The organism is Sulfuricella sp. (genome assembly GCA_041651995.1).
Lineage (GTDB): Bacteria > Pseudomonadota > Gammaproteobacteria > Burkholderiales > Sulfuricellaceae > Sulfurimicrobium.
Map to the genome: position 1 here is coordinate 69,505 of JBAZID010000002.1, position 19,932 is coordinate 89,436.

General features: G+C 59.9%; 19 protein-coding genes. 10 read left to right on the top strand and 9 right to left on the bottom strand.

The window, feature by feature from the left end:
* Positions 1-20 precede the first annotated feature (20 nt).
* Entirely contained in the window at positions 21-1,919 is a 1,899-nt protein-coding gene (locus WC392_05015; protein MFA5241724.1) for a GGDEF domain-containing protein, read from the top strand.
* Positions 1,916-3,148 carry a glycosyltransferase gene (locus WC392_05020; GenBank protein ID MFA5241725.1) on the top strand — a complete coding sequence of 411 codons (1,233 nt, stop codon included), beginning with the start codon at positions 1,916-1,918 and terminating at the stop codon, positions 3,146-3,148. Before WC392_05015 ends, WC392_05020 begins: the two co-directional genes overlap by 4 nt.
* Here the strand turns inward: WC392_05020 and WC392_05025 are convergent.
* The 3 genes from WC392_05025 to WC392_05035 all read right to left on the bottom strand — a co-directional run bounded on the left by WC392_05025 (position 3,067) and on the right by WC392_05035 (position 5,781).
* Positions 3,067-3,957, bottom strand: coding sequence for a UDP-2,3-diacylglucosamine diphosphatase (locus WC392_05025; protein MFA5241726.1), 891 nt, complete (start codon positions 3,955-3,957; stop codon positions 3,067-3,069). The genes WC392_05020 and WC392_05025 overlap by 82 nt on opposite strands.
* A gap of 1 nt (position 3,958) precedes the next feature.
* Positions 3,959-4,225, bottom strand: a complete 267-nt coding sequence (locus WC392_05030) for a hypothetical protein (protein MFA5241727.1) — start codon at positions 4,223-4,225, stop codon at positions 3,959-3,961.
* A gap of 323 nt (positions 4,226-4,548) precedes the next feature.
* Positions 4,549-5,781, bottom strand: a complete 1,233-nt coding sequence (locus tag WC392_05035) for a glycosyltransferase family 1 protein (protein MFA5241728.1) — start codon at positions 5,779-5,781, stop codon at positions 4,549-4,551.
* A 211-nt stretch (positions 5,782-5,992) separates the two neighbouring features.
* Between WC392_05035 and WC392_05040 the strand changes: the two genes are divergently transcribed.
* From WC392_05040 to WC392_05060, 5 genes are all read left to right on the top strand, one after another.
* Positions 5,993-6,406 carry a biopolymer transporter ExbD gene (locus WC392_05040; GenBank protein ID MFA5241729.1) on the top strand — a complete coding sequence of 138 codons (414 nt, stop codon included), beginning with the start codon at positions 5,993-5,995 and terminating at the stop codon, positions 6,404-6,406.
* Between the two features lie 13 nt (positions 6,407-6,419).
* Positions 6,420-7,169 carry a TonB family protein gene (locus WC392_05045; protein ID MFA5241730.1) on the top strand — a complete coding sequence of 250 codons (750 nt, stop codon included), beginning with the start codon at positions 6,420-6,422 and terminating at the stop codon, positions 7,167-7,169.
* A gap of 41 nt (positions 7,170-7,210) precedes the next feature.
* Entirely contained in the window at positions 7,211-9,424 is a 2,214-nt protein-coding gene (locus tag WC392_05050; GenBank protein MFA5241731.1) for a TonB-dependent receptor, read from the top strand.
* Between the two features lie 72 nt (positions 9,425-9,496).
* Positions 9,497-10,093, top strand: coding sequence for a MotA/TolQ/ExbB proton channel family protein (locus WC392_05055; protein MFA5241732.1), 597 nt, complete (start codon positions 9,497-9,499; stop codon positions 10,091-10,093).
* Between the two features lie 24 nt (positions 10,094-10,117).
* Positions 10,118-11,866 carry an alkaline phosphatase family protein gene (locus WC392_05060; GenBank protein ID MFA5241733.1) on the top strand — a complete coding sequence of 583 codons (1,749 nt, stop codon included), beginning with the start codon at positions 10,118-10,120 and terminating at the stop codon, positions 11,864-11,866.
* 112 nt (positions 11,867-11,978) lie between these two features.
* On the opposite strand, the gene WC392_05065 is transcribed toward WC392_05060, so the two are convergent.
* The 5 genes from WC392_05065 to WC392_05085 are packed head-to-tail and all read right to left on the bottom strand — an operon-like array spanning position 11,979 to position 16,926.
* Positions 11,979-12,350 carry a diacylglycerol kinase gene (locus WC392_05065; protein ID MFA5241734.1) on the bottom strand — a complete coding sequence of 124 codons (372 nt, stop codon included), beginning with the start codon at positions 12,348-12,350 and terminating at the stop codon, positions 11,979-11,981.
* Between the two features lie 42 nt (positions 12,351-12,392).
* A complete protein-coding gene (locus WC392_05070) occupies positions 12,393-13,916 on the bottom strand; it encodes a CHAD domain-containing protein (protein ID MFA5241735.1) in 1,524 nt (507 codons plus the stop codon).
* A gap of 18 nt (positions 13,917-13,934) precedes the next feature.
* Positions 13,935-14,546, bottom strand: coding sequence for a ParA family protein (locus WC392_05075; protein ID MFA5241736.1), 612 nt, complete (start codon positions 14,544-14,546; stop codon positions 13,935-13,937).
* Positions 14,543-16,654: a polyphosphate kinase 1 gene (ppk1, locus tag WC392_05080; GenBank protein ID MFA5241737.1), complete on the bottom strand. Its 2,112-nt coding sequence runs from the start codon at positions 16,652-16,654 to the stop codon at positions 14,543-14,545. Before ppk1 ends, WC392_05075 begins: the two co-directional genes overlap by 4 nt.
* Positions 16,654-16,926 (bottom strand): oxidative damage protection protein, encoded by a 273-nt coding sequence (locus WC392_05085; protein MFA5241738.1) that lies wholly within the window; start codon positions 16,924-16,926, stop codon positions 16,654-16,656. Before WC392_05085 ends, ppk1 begins: the two co-directional genes overlap by 1 nt.
* 91 nt (positions 16,927-17,017) lie before the next feature.
* Here WC392_05085 and WC392_05090 point away from each other — a divergent pair, with 91 nt between their 5' ends.
* From WC392_05090 to WC392_05100, 3 genes are all read left to right on the top strand, one after another.
* Positions 17,018-17,896 carry a lysophospholipid acyltransferase family protein gene (locus tag WC392_05090; protein MFA5241739.1) on the top strand — a complete coding sequence of 293 codons (879 nt, stop codon included), beginning with the start codon at positions 17,018-17,020 and terminating at the stop codon, positions 17,894-17,896.
* Positions 17,893-18,765: a lipid A biosynthesis acyltransferase gene (locus WC392_05095; GenBank protein ID MFA5241740.1), complete on the top strand. Its 873-nt coding sequence runs from the start codon at positions 17,893-17,895 to the stop codon at positions 18,763-18,765. The genes WC392_05090 and WC392_05095 overlap by 4 nt, the downstream gene beginning before the upstream one ends.
* 141 nt (positions 18,766-18,906) lie before the next feature.
* Positions 18,907-19,341: a DUF995 domain-containing protein gene (locus tag WC392_05100; GenBank protein MFA5241741.1), complete on the top strand. Its 435-nt coding sequence runs from the start codon at positions 18,907-18,909 to the stop codon at positions 19,339-19,341.
* Between the two features lie 178 nt (positions 19,342-19,519).
* Here WC392_05100 and WC392_05105 read toward each other — a convergent pair whose 3' ends face one another.
* Positions 19,520-19,924: a ribonucleotide reductase subunit alpha gene (locus WC392_05105; protein MFA5241742.1), complete on the bottom strand. Its 405-nt coding sequence runs from the start codon at positions 19,922-19,924 to the stop codon at positions 19,520-19,522.
* Positions 19,925-19,932: the final 8 nt, after the last annotated feature.

Genomic DNA, 19,932 nt, shown 5'->3' on the forward strand with positions numbered 1-19,932 from the left:
CATTGCGAATCCACTATTACATGCACATGCCGCAGCCCGCATCCATTTCTCCCGCCCGCGCTTCAGTTGTCCCGTGCGCCTGCCATGAGACTTCCTCCCATCTTGATGAGGATCATGCCGAGCTGCTGGATGTGATCCTGGCGCAGTGCAAACTGACGGCATTTTTTCAGCCCATTGTCGAATTCTCCGGCGGCCGCATTTTCGGCTACGAAGGCCTCATTCGCGGGCCCGCGGATACGCCCCTGCACGCACCGATTCATCTTTTCGCGGCGGCGGAAGCGCTCGGGCGCCTGGCGGAACTGGAGCGCCTGTGCCGCCATGTGGTTCTCGAAAGCTTTGTGGTACAGAAACTGCCCGGCCGCCTGTTCATCAATGTCAGTCCTGAATGCCTGTTGCAGCCCGATTTCCGCGAGGGTGAAACGCTGCGCCTGATCCGCCGCCTGAAGCTCAACCCCTCCCGGGTCATTATCGAACTGACTGAAAACAAGCCGTCCTACGATTACAACCTGTTGCGCGAAGCAGCGCGGCACTACCGTGGCATGGGCTTCGAAATCGCCATCGACGACCTGGGTGAAGGGTTTTCCAGCTTGCGCCTGTGGTCGGAGCTGCGGCCCGAATACGTCAAGATAGACATGCACTTCGTCCAGGGCATCAACCACGACCCCGTCAAGCTGCAATTCGTGCGCTCGATTCAGGTGATTGCCGAAAGCATGGGTTCGCGCGTGATCGCGGAAGGCATCGAGACCCCGGCGGAGCTCAACGTGCTGAAGACCATTGGCCTGTCTTTCGGCCAGGGCTATCACATCGCGCGGCCAAACTCGGCGCCGCTGCTGCTGGCTCCGGAAGAAGTGGTGATGGCGCTCAGGCAAGGCGGGATGGTGGCCTATCCCGCGGGTATCGCGGTGCACAAGGCTGTCACGGCCAGAAAATTGCTGACATCCGCTCCCGTGGTCAGCCCGCTCATGACAGCCGACGAGGTTTTCAGCATTTTCTCCCAGGATGCCGAGTTGAATGTGTTGCCCGTGGTGAGCCATGGCGCACCGCTTGGGCTGATCAACCGCTATCGCTTTATCGATCACTATGCCCGCCCTTACCAGCGCGAACTGCATGGCAGCAAGCCCTGTACCCGCTTCATGGATGCCCGGCCCCTGAAGGTGGATCAATCCATGAGCCTGGCGCAGGTCAGCCGCCTGATCGCGGAGGGTTCGCGGCGCCATGTCGCGGACGGCTTCATTATTACCGAGCAGGAAAATTATCTGGGTATCGGCAACATCCAGGACCTGATCCGCGAGATCACCGAACAGCAGATCCAGTCGGCGCGCCACGCCAACCCCCTGACCCAGCTGCCGGGCAATGTGCCGATCAACGAGCATATCGAACGCCTGCTCCACAGCCGCAGTCCTTTTGTCACCTGCTATTTCGACCTCGACCATTTCAAGCCTTTCAATGACCGCTATGGTTTCCGCCGTGGCGATGACATTATTTTGCTCTGCGCCAGGGTACTCTCCGAAGCCTCCGACCCGGCGCGGGATTTCCTCGGCCACATTGGCGGCGACGACTTCGTGCTGCTGTTTCAGAGCGAGGACTGGGAGCAGCGCTGCCGCCAGATTCTGGCGTGTTTCGACCAGGAGATAGAAGCGTTGTTCGATCCGCAGGACCTCAAGGCAAGGGGCTTCCAGGGAGAAGACCGGCAGGGCAACATCCTGTTTTTCCCGCTTACCAGCCTATCCGTCGGCGCCGTCTGTGTTGCGCCGGATGAATACCGCTCACATTACGAAGTTGCGGCTGCCGCCGGTGAGGCCAAGAGACAGGCAAAAGCCCTGGCTGGCAGCGCGCTGTTCGTCGAACGGCGGCACCCCGATGCGGCAAAGCCGTATCAGCCCGCTTTTTCCCTATCAGATCCGGGAGTGTGCAATTGAAAATTCTGATGATTTCGGATGTCTATTTTCCGCGCATCAATGGTGTATCCACCTCCATCGCCACCTATCGCGAAGCACTTGAGGAGCGCGGTCACGAGGTGCACCTGATTGCGCCGGATTACGATGGCGTCACCACGGGCAACGAGGAAGGGGTCCGCCGCATCCCCTCGCGTCATCTGCCATTTGATCCGGAAGACCGCCTGCTCAAAACGGGTGCCGCCATGGCGGAACGGGAAGCACTATATGCTGCCGATTTCGACCTGATCCACATTCAGACTCCATTCGCCGCCCACTATCTGGGCGTAAAGCTGGCGAAAGAACTGGGTATTCCGCGCGTGGAAACCTACCACACCTATTTCGAGGAATATCTTTACCACTACCTGCCATTCATGCCCAAGGGCGCAGCGCGTTATCTGGCGCGCAGCCTGTCGCGGCGCCAGTGTAACGACCTCGATGCGCTGGTGGTGCCATCCCATGGCATGCTGGAAGTATTGCGCGGCTATGGCATCCAGGCCCGGGCGGAAATCATTCCCACCGGCCTCCCGGCGGAGAGCTTTGTGCCCGGAGATGGCGCGGCATTCCGCACCCTGCATGGCATTCCGCCGCAGCGCCCGGTCATGCTTTATGTGGGAAGGGTGGCATTCGAGAAAAACATCGGCTTCCTGCTGCAGGTCACGGCACGCATTCGCCAGGACATGCCAGAGGTATTGTTGCTCATCGCTGGCGAAGGCCCGGCGCTGGAGCAGCTAAAATCCCGGGCGGCACGGATGGGACTCGGCAATAACGTCCTGTTTGTCGGCTACCTCGACCGCAAAAGCGAATTGCCAGGCTGCTACCGCGCCGCCAATGTGTTCGTGTTTTCTTCCTGCACCGAAACCCAGGGGCTGGTGCTGCTGGAGGCCATGGCGCAGGCAACGCCGGTGGTTGCCCTGGCCGAACTGGGCACCCGCGACGTGCTGCAGGAAGGGCAGGGGGCATTGATCGCCGCTCATGAAATCGAGGATTTCGCCGCAAAAACCATGTCCCTGCTGCAAAGGGACGATGCGGCCAGGCAACTGGGCGAGCGCGGACGCGAATATGCCAGTGGCTGGTCAGCCGGGGCGCTGGCGGAGAAGATGCTGGATTTCTACCAGCGCACGGCGGAGCGCTACCTTGAAGTTTCCACCCGTTCACAACTTTGCGAATCAAACGTTGAATCAAATGTTTGCCTGAATACAGGGGAAGACTGAAGGCTTTCCGGGCAGCGCCCGAAATCCGGCACAAAGCTGGCTGCCGGTGATTCCGGCACCGGCAGGGGCACGGCGGCACCCCAGGCGATCAGTTCCATCCGGCCATCCATGTGTTCGATGATCGCCGTGCAGCTGTCCACCCAGTCGCCGCAGTTGAGATACACCAGGCCCCCGACATCCTTCTTCATCGGCCAGTGAATGTGGCCGCAAATCACGCCATCCAGCCCGCTTTCGCGCACGTGGTGAATGACCGAATCCTCGAAGTCGAAAATGAAATTGACCGCGGTTTTTACCTTGCGCTTGGCGTAGCCGGCGAGTGACCAGTAGCCGGGGCGGCGCAAGGTACGGCGCAGCCACGATAGCCAGCCATTGAGGTAGACCAGCATGTTGTAGGCCATGTCGCCGAGGATGGCCACCCATTTGTGGTGGCGCGTCACCTGGTCGTAGGCGTCGCCATGCGTGAGCAGGTAGCGCTTGCCGTCGGCAGCGGTGTGGATATATTCATCCTCGATCCTGATGTCGCCGAAAGAAGTGCCGATGTATTCCCGCAGCGCCTCGTCGTGATTGCCGGGAATGAAAATCACCTTTTCGCCATGCCGCGCGCGGCGCAACAGTTTTTGCACAATGGTGTTCTGGTCGCGCGACCAGTGGATCTTTCCCCGGTTCATGGCCCAGAAATCGACGATATCGCCGATCATGAAAAGATGCTCGGACTGGTATTCGCGCAGGAAGTCGACCAGCCTGTCTGCCTGGCAGGCTGCGGTTCCCAGATGCACGTCGGAGATGAAAATGGCGCGAACCTGGGGCATTTCAGGATCCTTCCGGCGGCGTATCCGGTTTGGCGGGCAAACAGACCAGTTCTTCAAGCCGGTCCTTGGTCTTGGTGTAGCGATCAAGACGCCAGCTCTTCATGATGTCCATGGCCAGCTCGAAGTCATCGTAGGGCAGCTCGTACAGCCCGGCCAGGTCAAGCTTTTCCTTGTTGCATAAGGCCTGAACCAGGCCCATGAAAACGGCATTGTCCGGATCGCCCGGTTTGCTGAGCAGACGCTGTTCAAGCTGTTTCAATATGTTCATGTGATTCTCGAAGTAAGGTATTGGCTACTTCACCAGAGTATGTCAGCGAAACATGATGGAAATATGACTCACGCAGCCAGGGGGAGTCCTTGCAATAAACCTTGAAAAAGCAGTTAACCACGGAGTTCACGGAGAACACGGAGTAAAAACAATAGATAGCATGATATTTGGCAATCACCCGTTGGGTGAGGTCATAAATTTCCTCAAACTGCCTTTCTCTGTGTTCTCCGTGCCCTCCGTGGTTGTCGAACTGAGGTTTTTAGGATAAAGCGAGTGCGCGTGGCAGGTCCGGGCAGAGACGCCGGGCCGGGACATGCGCAGGCTTACAGGTCCGGAACAAACGACAGCCGGTCTTTTCTGTCATGGCAGTGCTCCCATTGCCGCACGGTATCCGATATAAGCTGTTCGAAGCGGTCATGGATAAGATTCCAGTCGATTTTTTCCGCCGTCAGGCGAGCGTTGCGCCCCATGCGCCGGGCGTCATCCACGCTGGCAACCAGCCGCTGTGCCTGGGAAATGAAGGCATGGGTGTTGTCGAAAGCCGCCCGCAGTCCGTTCTCGCCGTGGCGGATATGCTCTCTTGCGGCGGCGCAGTCGTATGCCACCACCGGCAATCCGCTTGCCATGGCTTCGAGCACCACATTGCCAAAGGTTTCGGTAATGCTGGGGAAAAGGAACAGGTCGGCGGAAGCATAATGCTCCGCAAGATCCTCGCCCACGTGCATGCCGGCAAAGATAATGTCCGGATGCATGGCCTGGAGTTTTGCCCGCTCCGGCCCGTCGCCCACCATCACCAGCTTCATGCTCGGGCGTGCGGCCTGCATGTGGCGAAAGGCGTCGATCAGCAGAGACAGGTTCTTCTCCGCCGCGATACGGCCGACGTAAAGCGCTACCAGACGATGCTCTCCCGCGCCCCAGGACTGGCGCAGCAGCTTGTTCCAGCGCGAGGGCTGGAACAGTTGCGTATCCACGCCGCGAGACAGCACCTGAAGGTTCCGGATGCCCATGTCCGCCAGCTCGTGGCGCATCGCCTCCGTCGGCACCAGCGTGCAATGCGAGCGATTGTGAAACCAGCGCAGATACGTGCCGATGGCCTTGCCCATCAAGGCTGCGCCGTAGTACTGGCTGTAGATATGGAAATTGGTATGAAAGTCGGAAATCACCGGCAGGTTCAATTGCCTTGCCGCGGCGATGGCGGACCAGCCCAGCGGGCCTTCCGTCACCACCTGAACCAGGTGCGGCCGCCGCTGCTTCCACAGGGCAAGCAATGCCGCCTTGGCCGGCAAGCCCATGCGGAGATCCTGGTAACGCGGCACCGGCACGCTGCGCACCAGCACCTCATCAAAAGAAGCGGTCGAGGTGCCTTGATCCTCATGGCTTTGTTGCGGGCGAATCAGCTGGACCTGGTGATAGCGGCTGATCAGCCCCTGCACCATGTGCCGGGCGGTCATCGCCACACCGTTCACCTCGGGCGGATAGGTTTCGGTCACCACCGCGATGCGCAGTGATGGGCCGGAGCGCGGCGGGTTAAACAGCAAATGTGGAAGGTCTTGCATGCCGGAATCCTGTAGCAATAATCCGGCACTGTGCTCCGGCAAGAAGAAAATTTGATGACCGGAGCATGATGTTTAGGTGACAGCGTTCCTTCCTGAACTACCCCTCCGCACTGTCAATCGCATGTAATGGTACGGTCATAAAACGATTACATGGATCACTTTTTAATGTAACAAGCCCTGCCGATAATCGCCCCTTTTTGGCAGGAGCTGCATGATGGTTGTTTTTGATGAAGAGCCGCGGCAACGCACACACATCGAAATCATCCCGATGATTGACGTCATGATGTTCCTGATGGTTTTCTTCGTGATGATCAGCCTGAATGTCATTCCTGTTTCCGGACTGAAAACCCAGCTCCCGCAGGCTCAAGCCGCACAGCGGCTCGATCTGGTCAAACATCTCGTCATTACCATAGGCGGCGAAGGCGAAATCGAGGTGGAAGGGAAACGCTATCCCTCGGGTGGTCTGCCTGCCGTGCTGCGCCAGCAAATGCAGCTTCATCCGAAACTCGACGTGGTGCTCAATGGCGATAAAACTGCCCGCGTCGATGATCTGGTTCGGGTCATGGACATGGTGCGCAAGGTTGGCGTGCAGCATGTCGCCATCGCAGCCAGGCACACGCAGTAGAGCCGGTAAACCCATGGAACCCATTTTTACTCTCGGTTTCCTGGCTAGCGCCATGACGCCATCGAATACCGGCTGCGAGCAATTCTGCACCCGGGCGTTTCGCCATCGTGACCGGATCGCCACGGCAGGAACAGCCATCTCCGGCATCATTCTGTTTCTGGCGCTGCAATTTCTCTCTCTCGCGCCGGCAGACCGTGAGCCGGAGCCGATGACCATTGAGCTGGCCGACATTCCACTGCCGAAAGAGATACCTGAGCCTGTTCCAGAAAAACCATTGCCGCCGCCACCCAAGGCGGTCGTGCCGCCCAAACCCCAGGCACCGCAACCGGCGCCGCAAGTCAAACCCGTCCCGGCAATGGCGGATCCGGCGCCGTCCCTCCCTGTTCAGCCGCAGCAACTCCCCAGGCCGGTAGAGCCGCCGAAAACAGTGGAGCCGCCAGTGCCGCCCCAGGCGCCACGCAGTAACCCTGCTGCCGAGAGCGCTTACCAGGCGCTGGCCAGGTCCGAGATCGACAAACAGAAACGCTACCCCGAAGAAGCCCAGCAACTGGGCATGACCGGAACCGTATTGGTGAGCTATTCAATTGCGCGTGACGGCCACTTGCTGCACGCCGAAATTGCGCAATCAAGCGGCTTCAAACTGCTTGACCAGGCTGCGCTGCAAGCGGTGCAGCGCACCCGTTTCGAGGCGATGCCGGCGGATGCCTGGATCGGCATCAAGGAGCAGAGTTTTCGCACCCGCATCGCCTTTACGCTTGATTAACCCGTTTTAAAAATTTGTCATAAAACCTTAAGGAGAGAAAAATGTTTCGCCCAGTACCTTTTAAATATGCTGCACTCACGGCTGCCATCATCGGCGCTTTCGTTCCCGCCCTTGCCGTTGCCGTGGAAAATGCTGCCGTGGAAACCGAGGCGGTCAACGTCTTTGGCCGCGGCCAGACGCGCCAGGTCACGACGGTGACCCGCGAGGACATCCAGCAGTCCGCGCCGGGCACCAGTCCGTTGAAAGTCATGGACAAGGTTCCAGGCGTGCATTTCGAGTCGGCGGATGCCTATGGCGCCTATGAGTGGTCGACCAGCATTTCTGTGCGCGGCTTCAGTTCCGGGCAACTCGGTTACACCCTGGATGATATTCCTCTCGGCGACTTGAGCTACGGCAACCATAACGGCCTGCATATTTCACGCGCCATTTCTTCTGAAAACATCGGTCGCGTCCAGATTTCCCAGGGCACTGGCGCACTGGATACGGCTTCCACCAGCAACCTTGGCGGCACCTTTCAATTTTATTCCGTTGACCCCGCGGACACTTTTGGCGTGACGGCTGGCCAGACGCTGGGCAGCGATTCCGCGCGCCGTACTTTCCTCAAGCTGGATACGGGGCATCTGGCCAATGGCGGCAAATTCAATATCAGCGTGATGGACCAGAATTCGGAGAAGTGGACCGGGGAAGGCGAGCACCGCAATCAGCAGGTCAACGCCAAATACGTCCAGTTCTTTGGTGAATCCAAGCTGTCTGCCTTCGTGAACTGGTCTGACCGCAAGGAAATCGATTACCAGGATATGTCCAAGGAAATGATCAGCCGCCTGGGCTACGACTGGGACAACTACTACCCGGACTGGAACAAGGCGGTCAACTCCGCCAATGGCGTCTGGACGAGCGGCGAAACCTCGGTATGGGACGCTTATTATTCCGCTTCCGGCCTGCGCGAGGATATGTTGATGGGCGCAACCCTCGACGCCAAGATGTCCGACAACCTGCGCTGGAAAACGACTGTCTACAATCACACGGACAAGGGCACCGGCCTGTGGTGGACGCCAGCGGTATTGTCGCCGGTAAGCGGCACGCCATCCGTGCGCACCACCGAATACGACATGGATCGTTCGGGCTTGCTCTCGTCGCTGACTTATACCCTGGGCAACCATAAAATCAACGGCGGCTTCTGGTACGAAAACGACGATTTCAACCAGGCACGCCGCTACTACGCCACCACCCTGACCAGCCCGCTTTCGCCTTATGACACGCCAAGCGGCGCTTTCCGCACCGACTGGGATTTCGACTACCAGGAAAAAACCCTGCAATGGTATGCCCAGGACACCATAACCGTGTCTCCGGCGCTGACCCTGAACGTCGGTTTCAAGTCCCCCACGGTCGAGATCACGGGTACGGAAAAAACCGGGGCGAACCGGCCTTCCGGCACCATCACCTCGGAAGAGTCCTTCCTGCCCCAGCTGGGACTGGTCTATAAATATGACGGCAGCAACGAGCTGTTCGCCGGCATTGCGCAAAACATGCGCGCCATCTACACCCAGCCTTTTGGCACGACACAAGCCGGCTTTGACGCCATCAAGGATAACCTCAAGCCGGAAACATCGACGACTTATGAAGCGGGCTGGCGTTTCCACAACAAGCAGTTCGAGGGCGTGCTGTCCATTTATCACGTGGACTTCAAGGATCGCCTGCTGACCATCAGCAGCGGCCCCGCCATCATCAGCAGCCCCACCATTCTGGCCAACGTCGGCGCGGTCGAGTCCGACGGGCTGGATGCGGGCATCAGCTGGAAATTCGCGCCCAAGCTGACCTGGTTCAACTCCATCAGCTTCAACAGCACCGAGTACAAAGAGGATTACATGGATGGCACCACGCTGCGCAACGTCAGCGGCAAGCAGGTGGTGGGGATTCCAAAGCAGATGTTCAAGACCGAGATGGCTTACGACGATGGAACCTGGTTTGCCCGTCTTGGCGGGGACTACACCTCCGAGCGTTATTACACCTACACCAATGACAACTCCGCCGATGCGCGCTGGCTGTGGAATCTTGGCGCGGGCTACCGGACCAAAAATGTCAGCTTCCTCAAGGAGTTGAGCGCCCAGGTGAATGTGACCAACCTGTTCGACAAGGAGTACATTGCAACTGTTGGCACCGGTGGTTATGCCTATTCTGACCCGGATGGCACCGCTCAGACCCTGATGGTGGGCGCCCCCCGTCAGTTCTTCTTCAACGTTACCGGAAAGTTCTAAACCCTGCCGGGGCGGGCGGCGCGCCAGCGCCGCCCGTTCTGGTTTTTCCCCTGTGAATGGATCTTACAAATCATGAGTTACGAGATTTTGCACCAAACCATCATGTGGGCCATGGTCTGCGTGACCCTGCTCATGCTCTACGTCGCCATCGAACGCGGCATCTTTTTCGGCGCTGCGCTGCGCGAAGGCAAAGCCCTCGACCAGTACATCCGCTCCCATCTTTCCGACCGCGATCTGCGCGAGGAAATTCTGACCGAATTTGCCAGCGCCCAAAGCCCCCAGGCTATCGCGCTGTGCGGGGTCATCAAGGCGGGGCATCTGCCCAAGGACGATATGGAATACCTGGTCCAGGCCCAATACGCCGACGCCACGCCAACCATCAAGAAACGCCTGTGGATACTGGAAACCATTGCCACCATGGCGCCGCTGCTGGGCCTGCTGGGCACCATTTTCGGCATTGTCGACGCCTTCCACGCCCTCTCCCAGGTAGGGGGCAGCTCCGACCCGGCCATGGTCTCGCGCGGTATCGGCACGGCCCTGTTCGCCACCGCCTTCGGCATCGCCATCGCGCTGTTCGCCTTCATGTTCCACAACTTCTACAACGCCAAGGCCGACCAGGTGAGCTCGCAGATCAAGCGCGCCTCGCTGCGCTATCTTGCCCACCGCTGAAATCCATCCCGACCGGAGCTTTGAATGAACCACGATAACCGCATTCATGCCGCATTGCTTGGCGCGACCGCCTGCGTTTCCCTTCTGCCATCCCTGGTGCAGGCGGCGCCACAGGCAACAACACCGATCGAGCATGTGATCGTCATCGTCGGGGAAAACAGGACCTTCGACAATCTTTTCGCCACCTATAAACCAAAAAAAGGCGAGACGGTCTGGAATCTGCTTTCCAGGAAAATCGTCATGGAAGACGGCTCTCCCGGAGCCAATTTCCACCTCGCCGCCCAGAGCAAGGCGGAGAATACGGGCGCCTTCAGCGCCATGCCCAAACTGACGGGCAGCTATGAAACCCTGCCCCAGCCCTATGCGGCTGGCGCCTTCGGCCAGCGCCGCGACATTCCCGACGCCCGCTTTCCCGCCGGTCTGCCCAACGGACCGTTCCAGATCACCCGGCACGTCAGCTACGGCGCCCACACCGGCGATCCGGTGCATCGTTTTTTCCAGATGTGGCAGCAGGTGAATGGCGGCAAAAATGACCTGTACGTGTGGACGGCGGAGACGGTGGGCGTCGGCCCCAGCAACGCCCATCCCGCACTCGGTCCGGGGCAAACCTTCCAGGGCGGCGTCGCCATGGGTTTCTACAACATGGCAAGGGGCGACGCGGCGTATTTCAAGCAACTGGCGGACCGCTACGCCATCGCCGACAACTATCACCAGCCCATCATGGGCGGCACCACGGCCAATTATTTCGCACTGGCCACGGCGGATGTGGGCTTCCATACCAGCGATGGAAAACCCGCCGTACCTCCCGCCGGGCAGATTGAAAACCCGGATGCCCAGAATGGCACCAACAACTGGTATACCGAAGACGGCTACAAGGGCGGCACCTATGTCCATTGCGCCGATCCTGCGGCGCCTGGCGTGGCGGGTGTCCGTGCCGTGCTGGATAGCCTGCCCTACCGCTCCTTCAACGATGGCAACTGCGATCCAGGCGCTTACTACATGGTCAACAATCTTGACCCCGCCTACAGCGCCGGGGGTAAGCCGCTTCCCCTTGGCCCGGACAAGTTCCTGCTGCCGCCCCAGACCATTCCCCATATCGGAGACGCCCTGAGCAAGGCCGGGGTGCCGTGGAAGTGGTATAGCGGCGGGCGCAACGACGGGGTGGCGGTGGACAAGGAATATTGCGGCATGTGCGATACCCCTACCTTCTTCGCCTCCACCATGGAAGGGCCGGACCGGGAAAAGCTTCAGGATCTGCAGCAGTTCCATGTGGACGTCAAGGAGGCGCGGAATTTCCCCGCCGTTTCCTTCATCGCCCCCTATGACAGCATATCCGGCCATCCGGGATACGCCATGCAGACCGGTTTTGACGAGCTGGTGCGGGATGTTGTCGCACGCGTGCAAGCCAATCCGGCCTTGTGGAAAAAAACCGCCATCCTGGTCACCTTTGATGAAGGCGGGGGTTACTACGATTCAGGCTATATCCAGCTGATTGATTTTTTCGGCGACGGTACGCGTATTCCCATGATCGCCATCTCGCCCTTTGCCAAAAGCGGGCATGTCGACCATACCTACTACGATCACGCCTCCATACTCAAATTCATTCAGCGCAACTGGGGCATGCCTCCGCTCTCCCCGCGCAGCCGGGACAATCTGCCGAACCCTGTCCACAGTGCAAAAGACCCCTATATTCCAGGCAACCGCCCCGCAATTGGCGATCTGATGAATATGTTTGATTTTGCCCAGGCCGCTGGCAGGCAATCCAGCAAGTAAAAACCCCTCAGTGCCACCTGGTCAGGCTGAAATGGCTTGAGGCCGCAATCGCGGCCTCAAGCTTCCTTGACCATGAACCTTCCTGGCCCCAGCGAGGGAATCTCCAGGCGGGTCAGCCCAGCAGCACCAGCCCCCACACGGTCACGACATTGAGCAGCCCCAGCAGCACCGCCGCGCTACCGATATCCTTGGCGCGTTTGGCAAGGTTGTGGTTTTCCAGCGAGATGCGGTCCACGGTGGCCTCGATGGCAGAATTCACCAGCTCGATGATCAGCACCAGCAGGATGCTCGCCACCATCAGTGCCTTGCCTATCCCGGCGACGGGAAGAAACAGCGCCAACGGAATCAGCAGCAGCGCGAGGGCCACTTCCTGACGGAAGGCATCCTCATGGCGGTAGGCGGCCTTCAGCCCGGCAAAGGAGTAATGCATGGCATTCCAAACCCGGCGCAGACCGGTTTTCCCCTTGAAAGGACTTTCTTTCATCGTTTCATCTTTGATCAACTCGGCAACTCCTTGGCCTCGGGTTTATTTCCAGAAAGGGCGGCAGCGGTAATATTTTTGCCATGCCGCGTCCATGCTGAGCAGATGCACCGCTACACCGCGCGCGCACCAGCCCGAAACCGTGCCAAGCGCTGCCGCGTCTGGCGCGGCCAGGTGTTGCAGCAGGGATTCGGTGGTCGCAGCATCGTTCAGCACCCCCAGCTCATCCTGCAACACCGCCAGCGCCTGGATGTAGCTGCGCGTAGCCTTGTCCGGAAACAGCGAGGCAAAAAATTCGGTAGCGTAGCGGAGTTTCTTTACAGCAATGCGAACCTCGTGCCTTTCTTCGGCTGGCATGGCCAATAATGCCGCGCCGTGCAGATGCACGGTTCTGTGGCAGCGAGTCAGCACCCGTTGCGCCAGTTCAAGGATCGGGGCCTCCAGCCGCTGCTTCTGTTCGTCGCTGACATGGACATGCCAGCCGTCCGCCATCAGCCAGGTACCCAGGCTGAGCAGCATGCGGTCGTAGCGCTGCGAGCGCAAAGCCAGGTGCGCATCGTTTCTGGCCGCCGCCTGGGCCTTGCCGGCTGCCTGGTAAAGTGCTTTCAGGCCCTGGTCGGCGGGAAACTGCCCGAGAATGGGCGGCAGGGTCTGGGTGACGAATACGTCCCAGTTGCGCGCCGGTCCCAGGGCATTGGCCAGCCACTTCAGCTCGTCCGCAATGGCAGCATAACTTTCGCGCGGAATGGCCGCTTTGAACTGGGGCAGGAGCGAGCGCAGGCGGCGCAGTGCGACCCGGACCTGGTGAATGTTTTCCGGGTTGCTGCCCAGCAGCGCGCCTTCCTGGTTGGCGGTCCAGTGACTGATGCAGTTCCAGGCGATGGCCTGGAAAGCCTGTTTCACGCTCATTTCCGGCTTGAGGTCGAGCGCCGCGGCCTTGACCACCGGAGGCGTCGCAGCCTGGCTGAGACGATAGCCGCGGTCGGCCTTGTTGACGTTTTCCAGCCGCAGCGGGATGGTCTGCTGCAGCTCCAGCGCTGCCTGGAACAGGCGCGCCGGGTCGCCCTGTTTCAGTTCCAGCTCGATTTCGCACAACGGAGCGGCCTTGCCGCCGCTTTTCACCGCGCCCTGATCGAGCGCCAGTTCCAGCGCATCGCCGTTATCCCACTGCAAGGCCCAGGTGGTGCGCCTGAATTCCGTGGTAAACACCGCCTGCAGCCTGTCCCGCACCGCGGCGGATGAAAACAGCTTGTGCAGGGATGGGTCGCTGATCTTGGTCAGGTCGGGGTAGTCATGCGCCACCTCGTCTTCCCACTCGCCGCGCTGGTGCAGGCCCGCGCGCACGCCGCCGCCGCCTTTCACGGTCTGCACCCACTTCGCGCCAATGCGGCGCACGCGCAGGGCGACGCGCTGCTGGCGCAGGGTCAAGTCAGGGGTATCGAAGTAGATGCTGAGCAAATCGCGGGAGCGCGCCCGCCCGGCAGCATGGGCCTTGAGCAGGGGATGGCGGCGCAAGCGGGGGATGTCCGCCGGGTTGATGAGAAGCTTGAGCTCGACTTCAGTCGCCATGCCAGAGGAGCTCCGTTGTCAGTACGCTGAAATCCATTCGAGCAGCGGCTGCCACTGCTCCACGTCGCGCGCGGCGCGGGAGGGCGGCAAATCGAACAGGCTCACCCCTTCGTTGGCGCACTGGATGTACAGCTGGGCATCGCGCAGATAAGTCAGCACGGGGAATTCCACCGCCAGCAGAAATTCGGCCAGCTCAGCCGTGGAGCGGGTGCGCGGGTCCACCCGCATGCCCACCATCGCGACCTGGCTTTTTTCCTTGCGCACGGCCTTTTCCTCGCGCAACACGTTCAGGAAATCGCCGGTTGCCAGCATGTCGAAAGCCGAGGGCTGCACCGGCACGATCACCAGTTCGGCCAGCTTCACCGCCGCAGTGAGCTTGTCGCCGTGCAGTCCGGCGGGAGAGTCGATCACCATCCAGTCCGGCCGGAGTGATTTTTTGCTTGCCAGGTGACTGTGGATGGTCGGCAACTGCGGCGGGCGGCGCCTGAGCCAGCCCGCGGCCGACTGCTGCCGGTCCAGGTCGGCCAGCACCACCTGCCGTCCGAGGCTGGCGAGGTAACCGGCCAGGTGGGTTGCGAGTGTGGTTTTGCCGCTGCCGCCCTTGGGGTTGGCTACCAGTATGGATCTCATTTAAGCGGTGTGGCCATGGCCGCGAGCAGGATCTGCTGTGCCGATACGGGCTTGGCACGGCGCGAGACCTTGCGGCTGTAGCTGCCGTCAGAGCTCATTTCCCAGGTCTGGGTATTGTCCTTGAGATAAGGGTCGAGCCCTTCCCTGATCACGCGGCGCTTGAGGACTGGATCGAGAACGGGAAAGGCCACCTCGATGCGCCGGAACAGGTTGCGATGCATCCAGTCTGCACTGGACAGATAGACATCCTGCGCGCCGTTGTTGCGGAAATAGAATATCCGCGTGTGCTCCAGAAAGCGTCCGATCACCGAGCGCACGCGGATGTTTTCCGACACGCCGGGCACGCCGGGCCTGAGGGCGCACACGCCGCGTATGATCAGGTCGATCTTCACGCCGGCGCAGGAAGCCTCATACAGCGCCTGAATCACTTCCGGTTCGAGCAGGGAATTCATCTTGGCGATAATCGCCCCCGGCTGGCCTGCCTTGGCATGGCCGATCTCGGTGCGAATCGCCTTGAGCAGCTGAGGATGCATGGTGAAGGGCGATTGCCACAGGTGGGTGTGCTTGGTCGCCTTGCCGAGACCGGTGAGCTGCGCAAAAACGTCGGACGCGTCACTACAGATGTCGCCATTGCAGGTAAACAGGCCGAAGTCGGTATACAGCTTGGCGGTGCGCGGATGGTAATTGCCGGTGCCGAGATGCACGTAACGGCGCAGCCCGTTTTCCTCGCGCCGCACCACCAGCAGCATCTTGGCATGGGTCTTGTAGCCCACCACGCCATACACCACATGGGCGCCAGCCTCTTCCAGGCGCGCTGCCCAGTTGATGTTGGCCTCTTCGTCGAAGCGCGCCATCAGCTCCACCACCACGGTGACTTCCTTGCCGTTTTTCGCCGCCCTGATGAGCGCTTCCATCAGCACGGATTCGGACCCGGTACGGTACACCGTCTGCTTGATGGCCAGTACATTGGGGTCGTCCGCCGCCTGCCGCAGGAAATCCACCACCGGGTTGAAAGACTGGAACGGCTGGTGCAGCAGCACATCGCCATTACGGATGGCCTGGAACATGTCGGGCTGCTTCTCGTCCACGCAGCCAGCGGGAAAGCCCGGGATAAAGGGCGGATACTTGAGATCGGGGCGATCGACCCGGTCCGGAATCTGGATCAGACGCACCAGATTCACCAGGCCGTTGACCTGGTACAGGTCATCCTGCCCAAGATCAAACTGGGCCAGCAGGAATTCCGCCATTTCCGGGGAACAATTGTCTGCCACTTCGAGCCGCACCGCATTGCCATAATGGCGGTGGGACAGTTCGCCCTGCAGCGCCTGGCGCAGGTTGGTGACCTCTTCCTCGTCGACGAACAGGTTGGAATTGCGCGTGACGCGGAACTGGTAGCAGCCCTTGACGTGCATGCCGGCAAACAGCTCGCCGACATGGGTATGCAGGATGGAGGAGAGGAAAACGAAGCCATATTCGTGACCGGCGATTTCCTTGGGCAACTGGATCACGCGCGGTAGCACCCGGGGCGCCTGCACGATGGCCGCGCCGGAACTGCGGCCGAATGCGTCCTTGCCTTCCAGCTCCACGGCAAAATTGAGGCTCTTGTTGAGCACGCGCGGGAAGGGGTGGGCCGGGTCGAGGCCGATCGGCGTCAGCACGGGCATCACTTCACGGAAAAAATATGCCCGGACCCACTCGCTCTGCTCCGGGCTCCAGTGCGTGCGGCGCAGGAAACGAATATCCTGGCGCGCCATGGCGGGCAAAATCACCTCGTTGAGCAGCTTGTACTGCTGTTCAACCAGAATGCGCGCTTCGCGGCTCACCTGCTCGAATACCTGGCGGGGCGACATTTTCTCCGGCCCGGTCACGATGCTCTTGTACTTGATCTGTTCCTTGAGGCCGGCAACACGAATTTCGAAAAACTCGTCCATGTTGCTGCTGACAATGCACAGGAACTTCAGCCGCTCAAGCAGAGGGTTGGAGTCATCCGCCGCCTGCTCCAGCACGCGCCGGTTGAAGGCCAGCTGGGACAGTTCGCGATTGATGAAATATTCCGGTGCATTGAAGCTGGTTGTCATGGGTCCTCGCCTGGATTGTCTGGATTTGATTACTTGCTGGGTGGAACGTAGCCCTGCGCCTTGTCCGCGCCAGCGCCGAAGAAGTGCGCTTCGGTCTGTTCGGCCAGATATTTGCGCGCCTTGGGGTCGGCCAGATTAAGCCGGTTCTCGTTCACCAGCATGGTTTGCTGCTTGACCCAGGATGCCCAGGCCTCCTTGGAAACATTCTCGAACAGACGCTTGCCCAGATCGCCGGGATAAGGGGGAAAATCCAGACCGTCCGCCTCGCGGCCCAGCTTGATGCATTTAACCGTTCTCGCCATGTCAATTGCTCCTTAGTCTATTCAACTCTTGATGATAACCAAAAAACACCGCGTCAACTACCGCGCAGCTTAACTTCTGGCCAGATATGCGATAATTCAAGCCATGCAATGGTTTTTCAGACAATTTGCGCGCCTGCCGCTGTCATGGCTTCATGCGCTTGGTATCGCCACCGGCTGGCTGGTCTACTGGACTTCCTCCGGCTACGCCTCCCGTATGCGAGAGAATATTTCCCGCAGCGGCTTGTGCGCCTCGCCGGACGCCTGCCGCCAATTGCTGCATCAGGCCATTGGCGAAGCAGGTAAAAGCGTGCTTGAATTGCCGGCGATATGGCTGCGCCCTTATGAAGATGTCCTGGGTCTGGTGCGCAAGGCGGAGGGATGGGACAAGGTGGAAATGCTGGCGCGCGACGGCCAGGGCATCATTTTTCTCACCCCTCACCTCGGCTGCTTTGAAATTGTCGGTCCGTTTATCGCCAGCCACATGCCGATCACCATCCTGTATCGTCCGCCCAGATTGCGCTGGACCGAAACCCCCATGCTGACGGGGCGCAGGCGCGGTCAGGTCAGCATGGCCCCGACCGATCTCAAGGGCGTCAAGGCGCTGCTCAAGGCGCTGAAGCGCGGCCAGTCCGCCGGCATCCTGCCCGACCAGGTGCCCGGCAAGGGCGACGGCGTGTGGGCCGATTTTTTCGGCCGCCCAGCCTATACCATGACCCTGGTGCAACGCCTGCAACATTCCACCGGCGCAGTCATCGTGCTGATGTTCGCCGAGCGCCTGCCGGGGGGGCAGGGCTACGACCTGTGGGTCGAGCCGCTGCCTGAAGCATTGCCGGAGTCCGCGACGGAGGCCGCGCGCATCCTCAATGCAGCCGTCGAAAACCTGGCGCGCCGCAACCCGGCGCAATACCTGTGGAGCTACAACCGCTACAAGGCGCCCAGGGGTTCCAGGGCAGAAGCGGAAAGCCAGTGATCCGCCTCGGTATTTTCATCTTCTGGCTGTTGCATTTCCTGCCCCTGCCCCTGCTGGCACCGGCCGGCAGAGGCATGGGCATGCTGCTCTACTGGCTGGGGCGCGAGCGGCGGCAGGTGGCGCGCATCAACCTGCGCCTGTGTTTTCCGGAAATGCCGGATACCCAACGCGAAAAACTGGTACGAGCCCACTTCCTCGCTTTTGGCCAGAGCCTGCTCGATCGCGGCATCCTGTGGTGGTCGTCCGAGCGGCGGTTGCGGCGGCTGGTCAGAATCGAGGGGCTGGAGCATTGGCAGGCGGTGCAGGGCAAGCCCGTGATCTGGCTCGCGCCGCACTTCGTCGGCCTCGATATGGGCGGCGTGCGCCTGACCGCCGATCACCCCCTGGTATCCATGTACAGCAGGCAAAAAAGCCGGGCGGTTGACGAGCTTCTGCTGCATGCCAGAACCCGTTTCAACCCATGCATCATGGTTTCGCGCCAGGAAGGGCTGAAGCCGGTCATCAAGGCGATGAAACAGGGCCTGCCTTTCTATTATCTCCCGGACATGGATTTCGGCGCGCGCGATGCCGAATTCGTGCCTTTTTTCGGCTTTCCGGCCGCCACCGTCACTGCCCTGCCGCGTCTCGCCAAACTCACTGGCGCGGCGGTGGTGCCGGTGGTGACGCGCCAGCTGCCCGGCGGCAAGGGCTATGTGGCGCGTTTCTATCCCGCCTGGGAGCGCTACCCGAGCGGCGACAGTTACGCTGACACCCTGCGCATGAACCAGTTCATCGAGGAACGGGTCAATGAAATGCCCGAGCAGTATTTCTGGCTGCACAAACGCTTCAAGACCCGCCCGCCGGGCGAGAAAAAAATCTACGGCAGCTGAAAAATTGCCAGCCAGGGGTGCGGCCAGCGGGCAATTTTGAATCCTGTTGCGTAGCAAAGGATCTGGATGGCATTATTTGCGTTCGCGTTGTTCGGATCATCTCTGGCGCATGCGTCCGGCCAGTCACTGTCAGGAGGTCTTATGCTTCGTTCCATCCTTGCATCCGTTTTGCTTTCTCTGTCCCTGGCTGCTCAGGCGGACGGCCTGATTTTAAAAGACATCAGGGCGCAGAACGGGGTTCAGTTATCCGTAGAGGAGCTGAAGAAGCTGATGCCAAACGCCAAGGTCGTCAGCTATCAGAAGGAGGGGAACCCCCGCCTCTGGACGAACGAACCCGGCGGCAAGCTCGTGGCTTCAAGCGGTGTCAGCCGTGATGCCGGCAAGCCGGGGAAATCATCAACCGCTCAAGGTACCTGGCATGTCGGTGACAATGGAACTTATTGCGTTACGCTGGATTGGCCCAAACAACCTGAAAACTGGTGCCGGTACATACTCAAGGCCGGCGATAAGTACTACGGCGTCAAGTCTGTCACCGATGGCATTGCCATTGCGCATGAGTTTGAATTTTCAAAGTAAGCGCGGGGATCCGGGCATCAGCCCGGCATGTCGGGTTAAAACCCGACCTACGATGCATTGATTTTCCGATACCCAAACGGCTAATGAACTTCTGGGTTCAACCCTGACCGGCGCAGTAAAGTACGAGCCGGCAGTGCACGCAACAGGGGCAATGAAGGTTTTCCCCTGTTGCGAATCTTCAGGAAAACCGGAGTTGATTTCCGTCCCGGTCATAAGCCAGATAATTCGAAATTGCGCCGTTCTGGATGGAATCGACCATCTTTTTCAGCGGCTCCTGTGCATCTTCGGAGCTCGGCATCACGCCGTTCCGCCCTTCCAGGCAGGCGACAAACACGACTTTCCAGTCCTGCCCGGTCTGTTGTGATTCCGCGACAAGATCAGAAAAGCTGCCCAGTTCATCAAGCGTCTTGTCGGTGCACATCTTGGGCGTCAATACGCCGCCCTGCCCGGCATGAAAACGTTCAATCTGTTCTTTTGCATAGCCTTCAGGCAGCTCGGGTTGGGTGAATACAAAAAGAAGCCGTTGCGGTTCCACTTGCTGTCCGGCGGCTTTTAACAGCTCTTCGTAGCTTGAAATGCTCATGCGAATTT

Bases quoted from the DNA above. Each gene is read 5' to 3' on its own strand.
- WC392_05025 (MFA5241726.1), bottom strand. From the start codon at position 3,957: ATGCCCCAGGTTCGCGCCATTTTCATCTCCGACGTGCATCTGGGAACC.
- WC392_05085 (MFA5241738.1), bottom strand. From the start codon at position 16,926: ATGGCGAGAACGGTTAAATGCATCAAGCTGGGCCGCGAGGCGGACGGT.
- WC392_05035 (MFA5241728.1), bottom strand. From the start codon at position 5,781: ATGCAAGACCTTCCACATTTGCTGTTTAACCCGCCGCGCTCCGGCCCA.
- WC392_05015 (MFA5241724.1), top strand. From the start codon at position 21: ATGCACATGCCGCAGCCCGCATCCATTTCTCCCGCCCGCGCTTCAGTT.
- WC392_05030 (MFA5241727.1), bottom strand. From the start codon at position 4,225: ATGAACATATTGAAACAGCTTGAACAGCGTCTGCTCAGCAAACCGGGC.
- WC392_05055 (MFA5241732.1), top strand. From the start codon at position 9,497: ATGAGTTACGAGATTTTGCACCAAACCATCATGTGGGCCATGGTCTGC.
- WC392_05040 (MFA5241729.1), top strand. From the start codon at position 5,993: ATGATGGTTGTTTTTGATGAAGAGCCGCGGCAACGCACACACATCGAA.
- WC392_05050 (MFA5241731.1), top strand. From the start codon at position 7,211: ATGTTTCGCCCAGTACCTTTTAAATATGCTGCACTCACGGCTGCCATC.
- WC392_05105 (MFA5241742.1), bottom strand. From the start codon at position 19,924: ATGAGCATTTCAAGCTACGAAGAGCTGTTAAAAGCCGCCGGACAGCAA.
- WC392_05065 (MFA5241734.1), bottom strand. From the start codon at position 12,350: ATGAAAGAAAGTCCTTTCAAGGGGAAAACCGGTCTGCGCCGGGTTTGG.
- WC392_05060 (MFA5241733.1), top strand. From the start codon at position 10,118: ATGAACCACGATAACCGCATTCATGCCGCATTGCTTGGCGCGACCGCC.
- WC392_05075 (MFA5241736.1), bottom strand. From the start codon at position 14,546: ATGAGATCCATACTGGTAGCCAACCCCAAGGGCGGCAGCGGCAAAACC.
- WC392_05045 (MFA5241730.1), top strand. From the start codon at position 6,420: ATGGAACCCATTTTTACTCTCGGTTTCCTGGCTAGCGCCATGACGCCA.
- WC392_05100 (MFA5241741.1), top strand. From the start codon at position 18,907: ATGCTTCGTTCCATCCTTGCATCCGTTTTGCTTTCTCTGTCCCTGGCT.
- WC392_05070 (MFA5241735.1), bottom strand. From the start codon at position 13,916: ATGGCGACTGAAGTCGAGCTCAAGCTTCTCATCAACCCGGCGGACATC.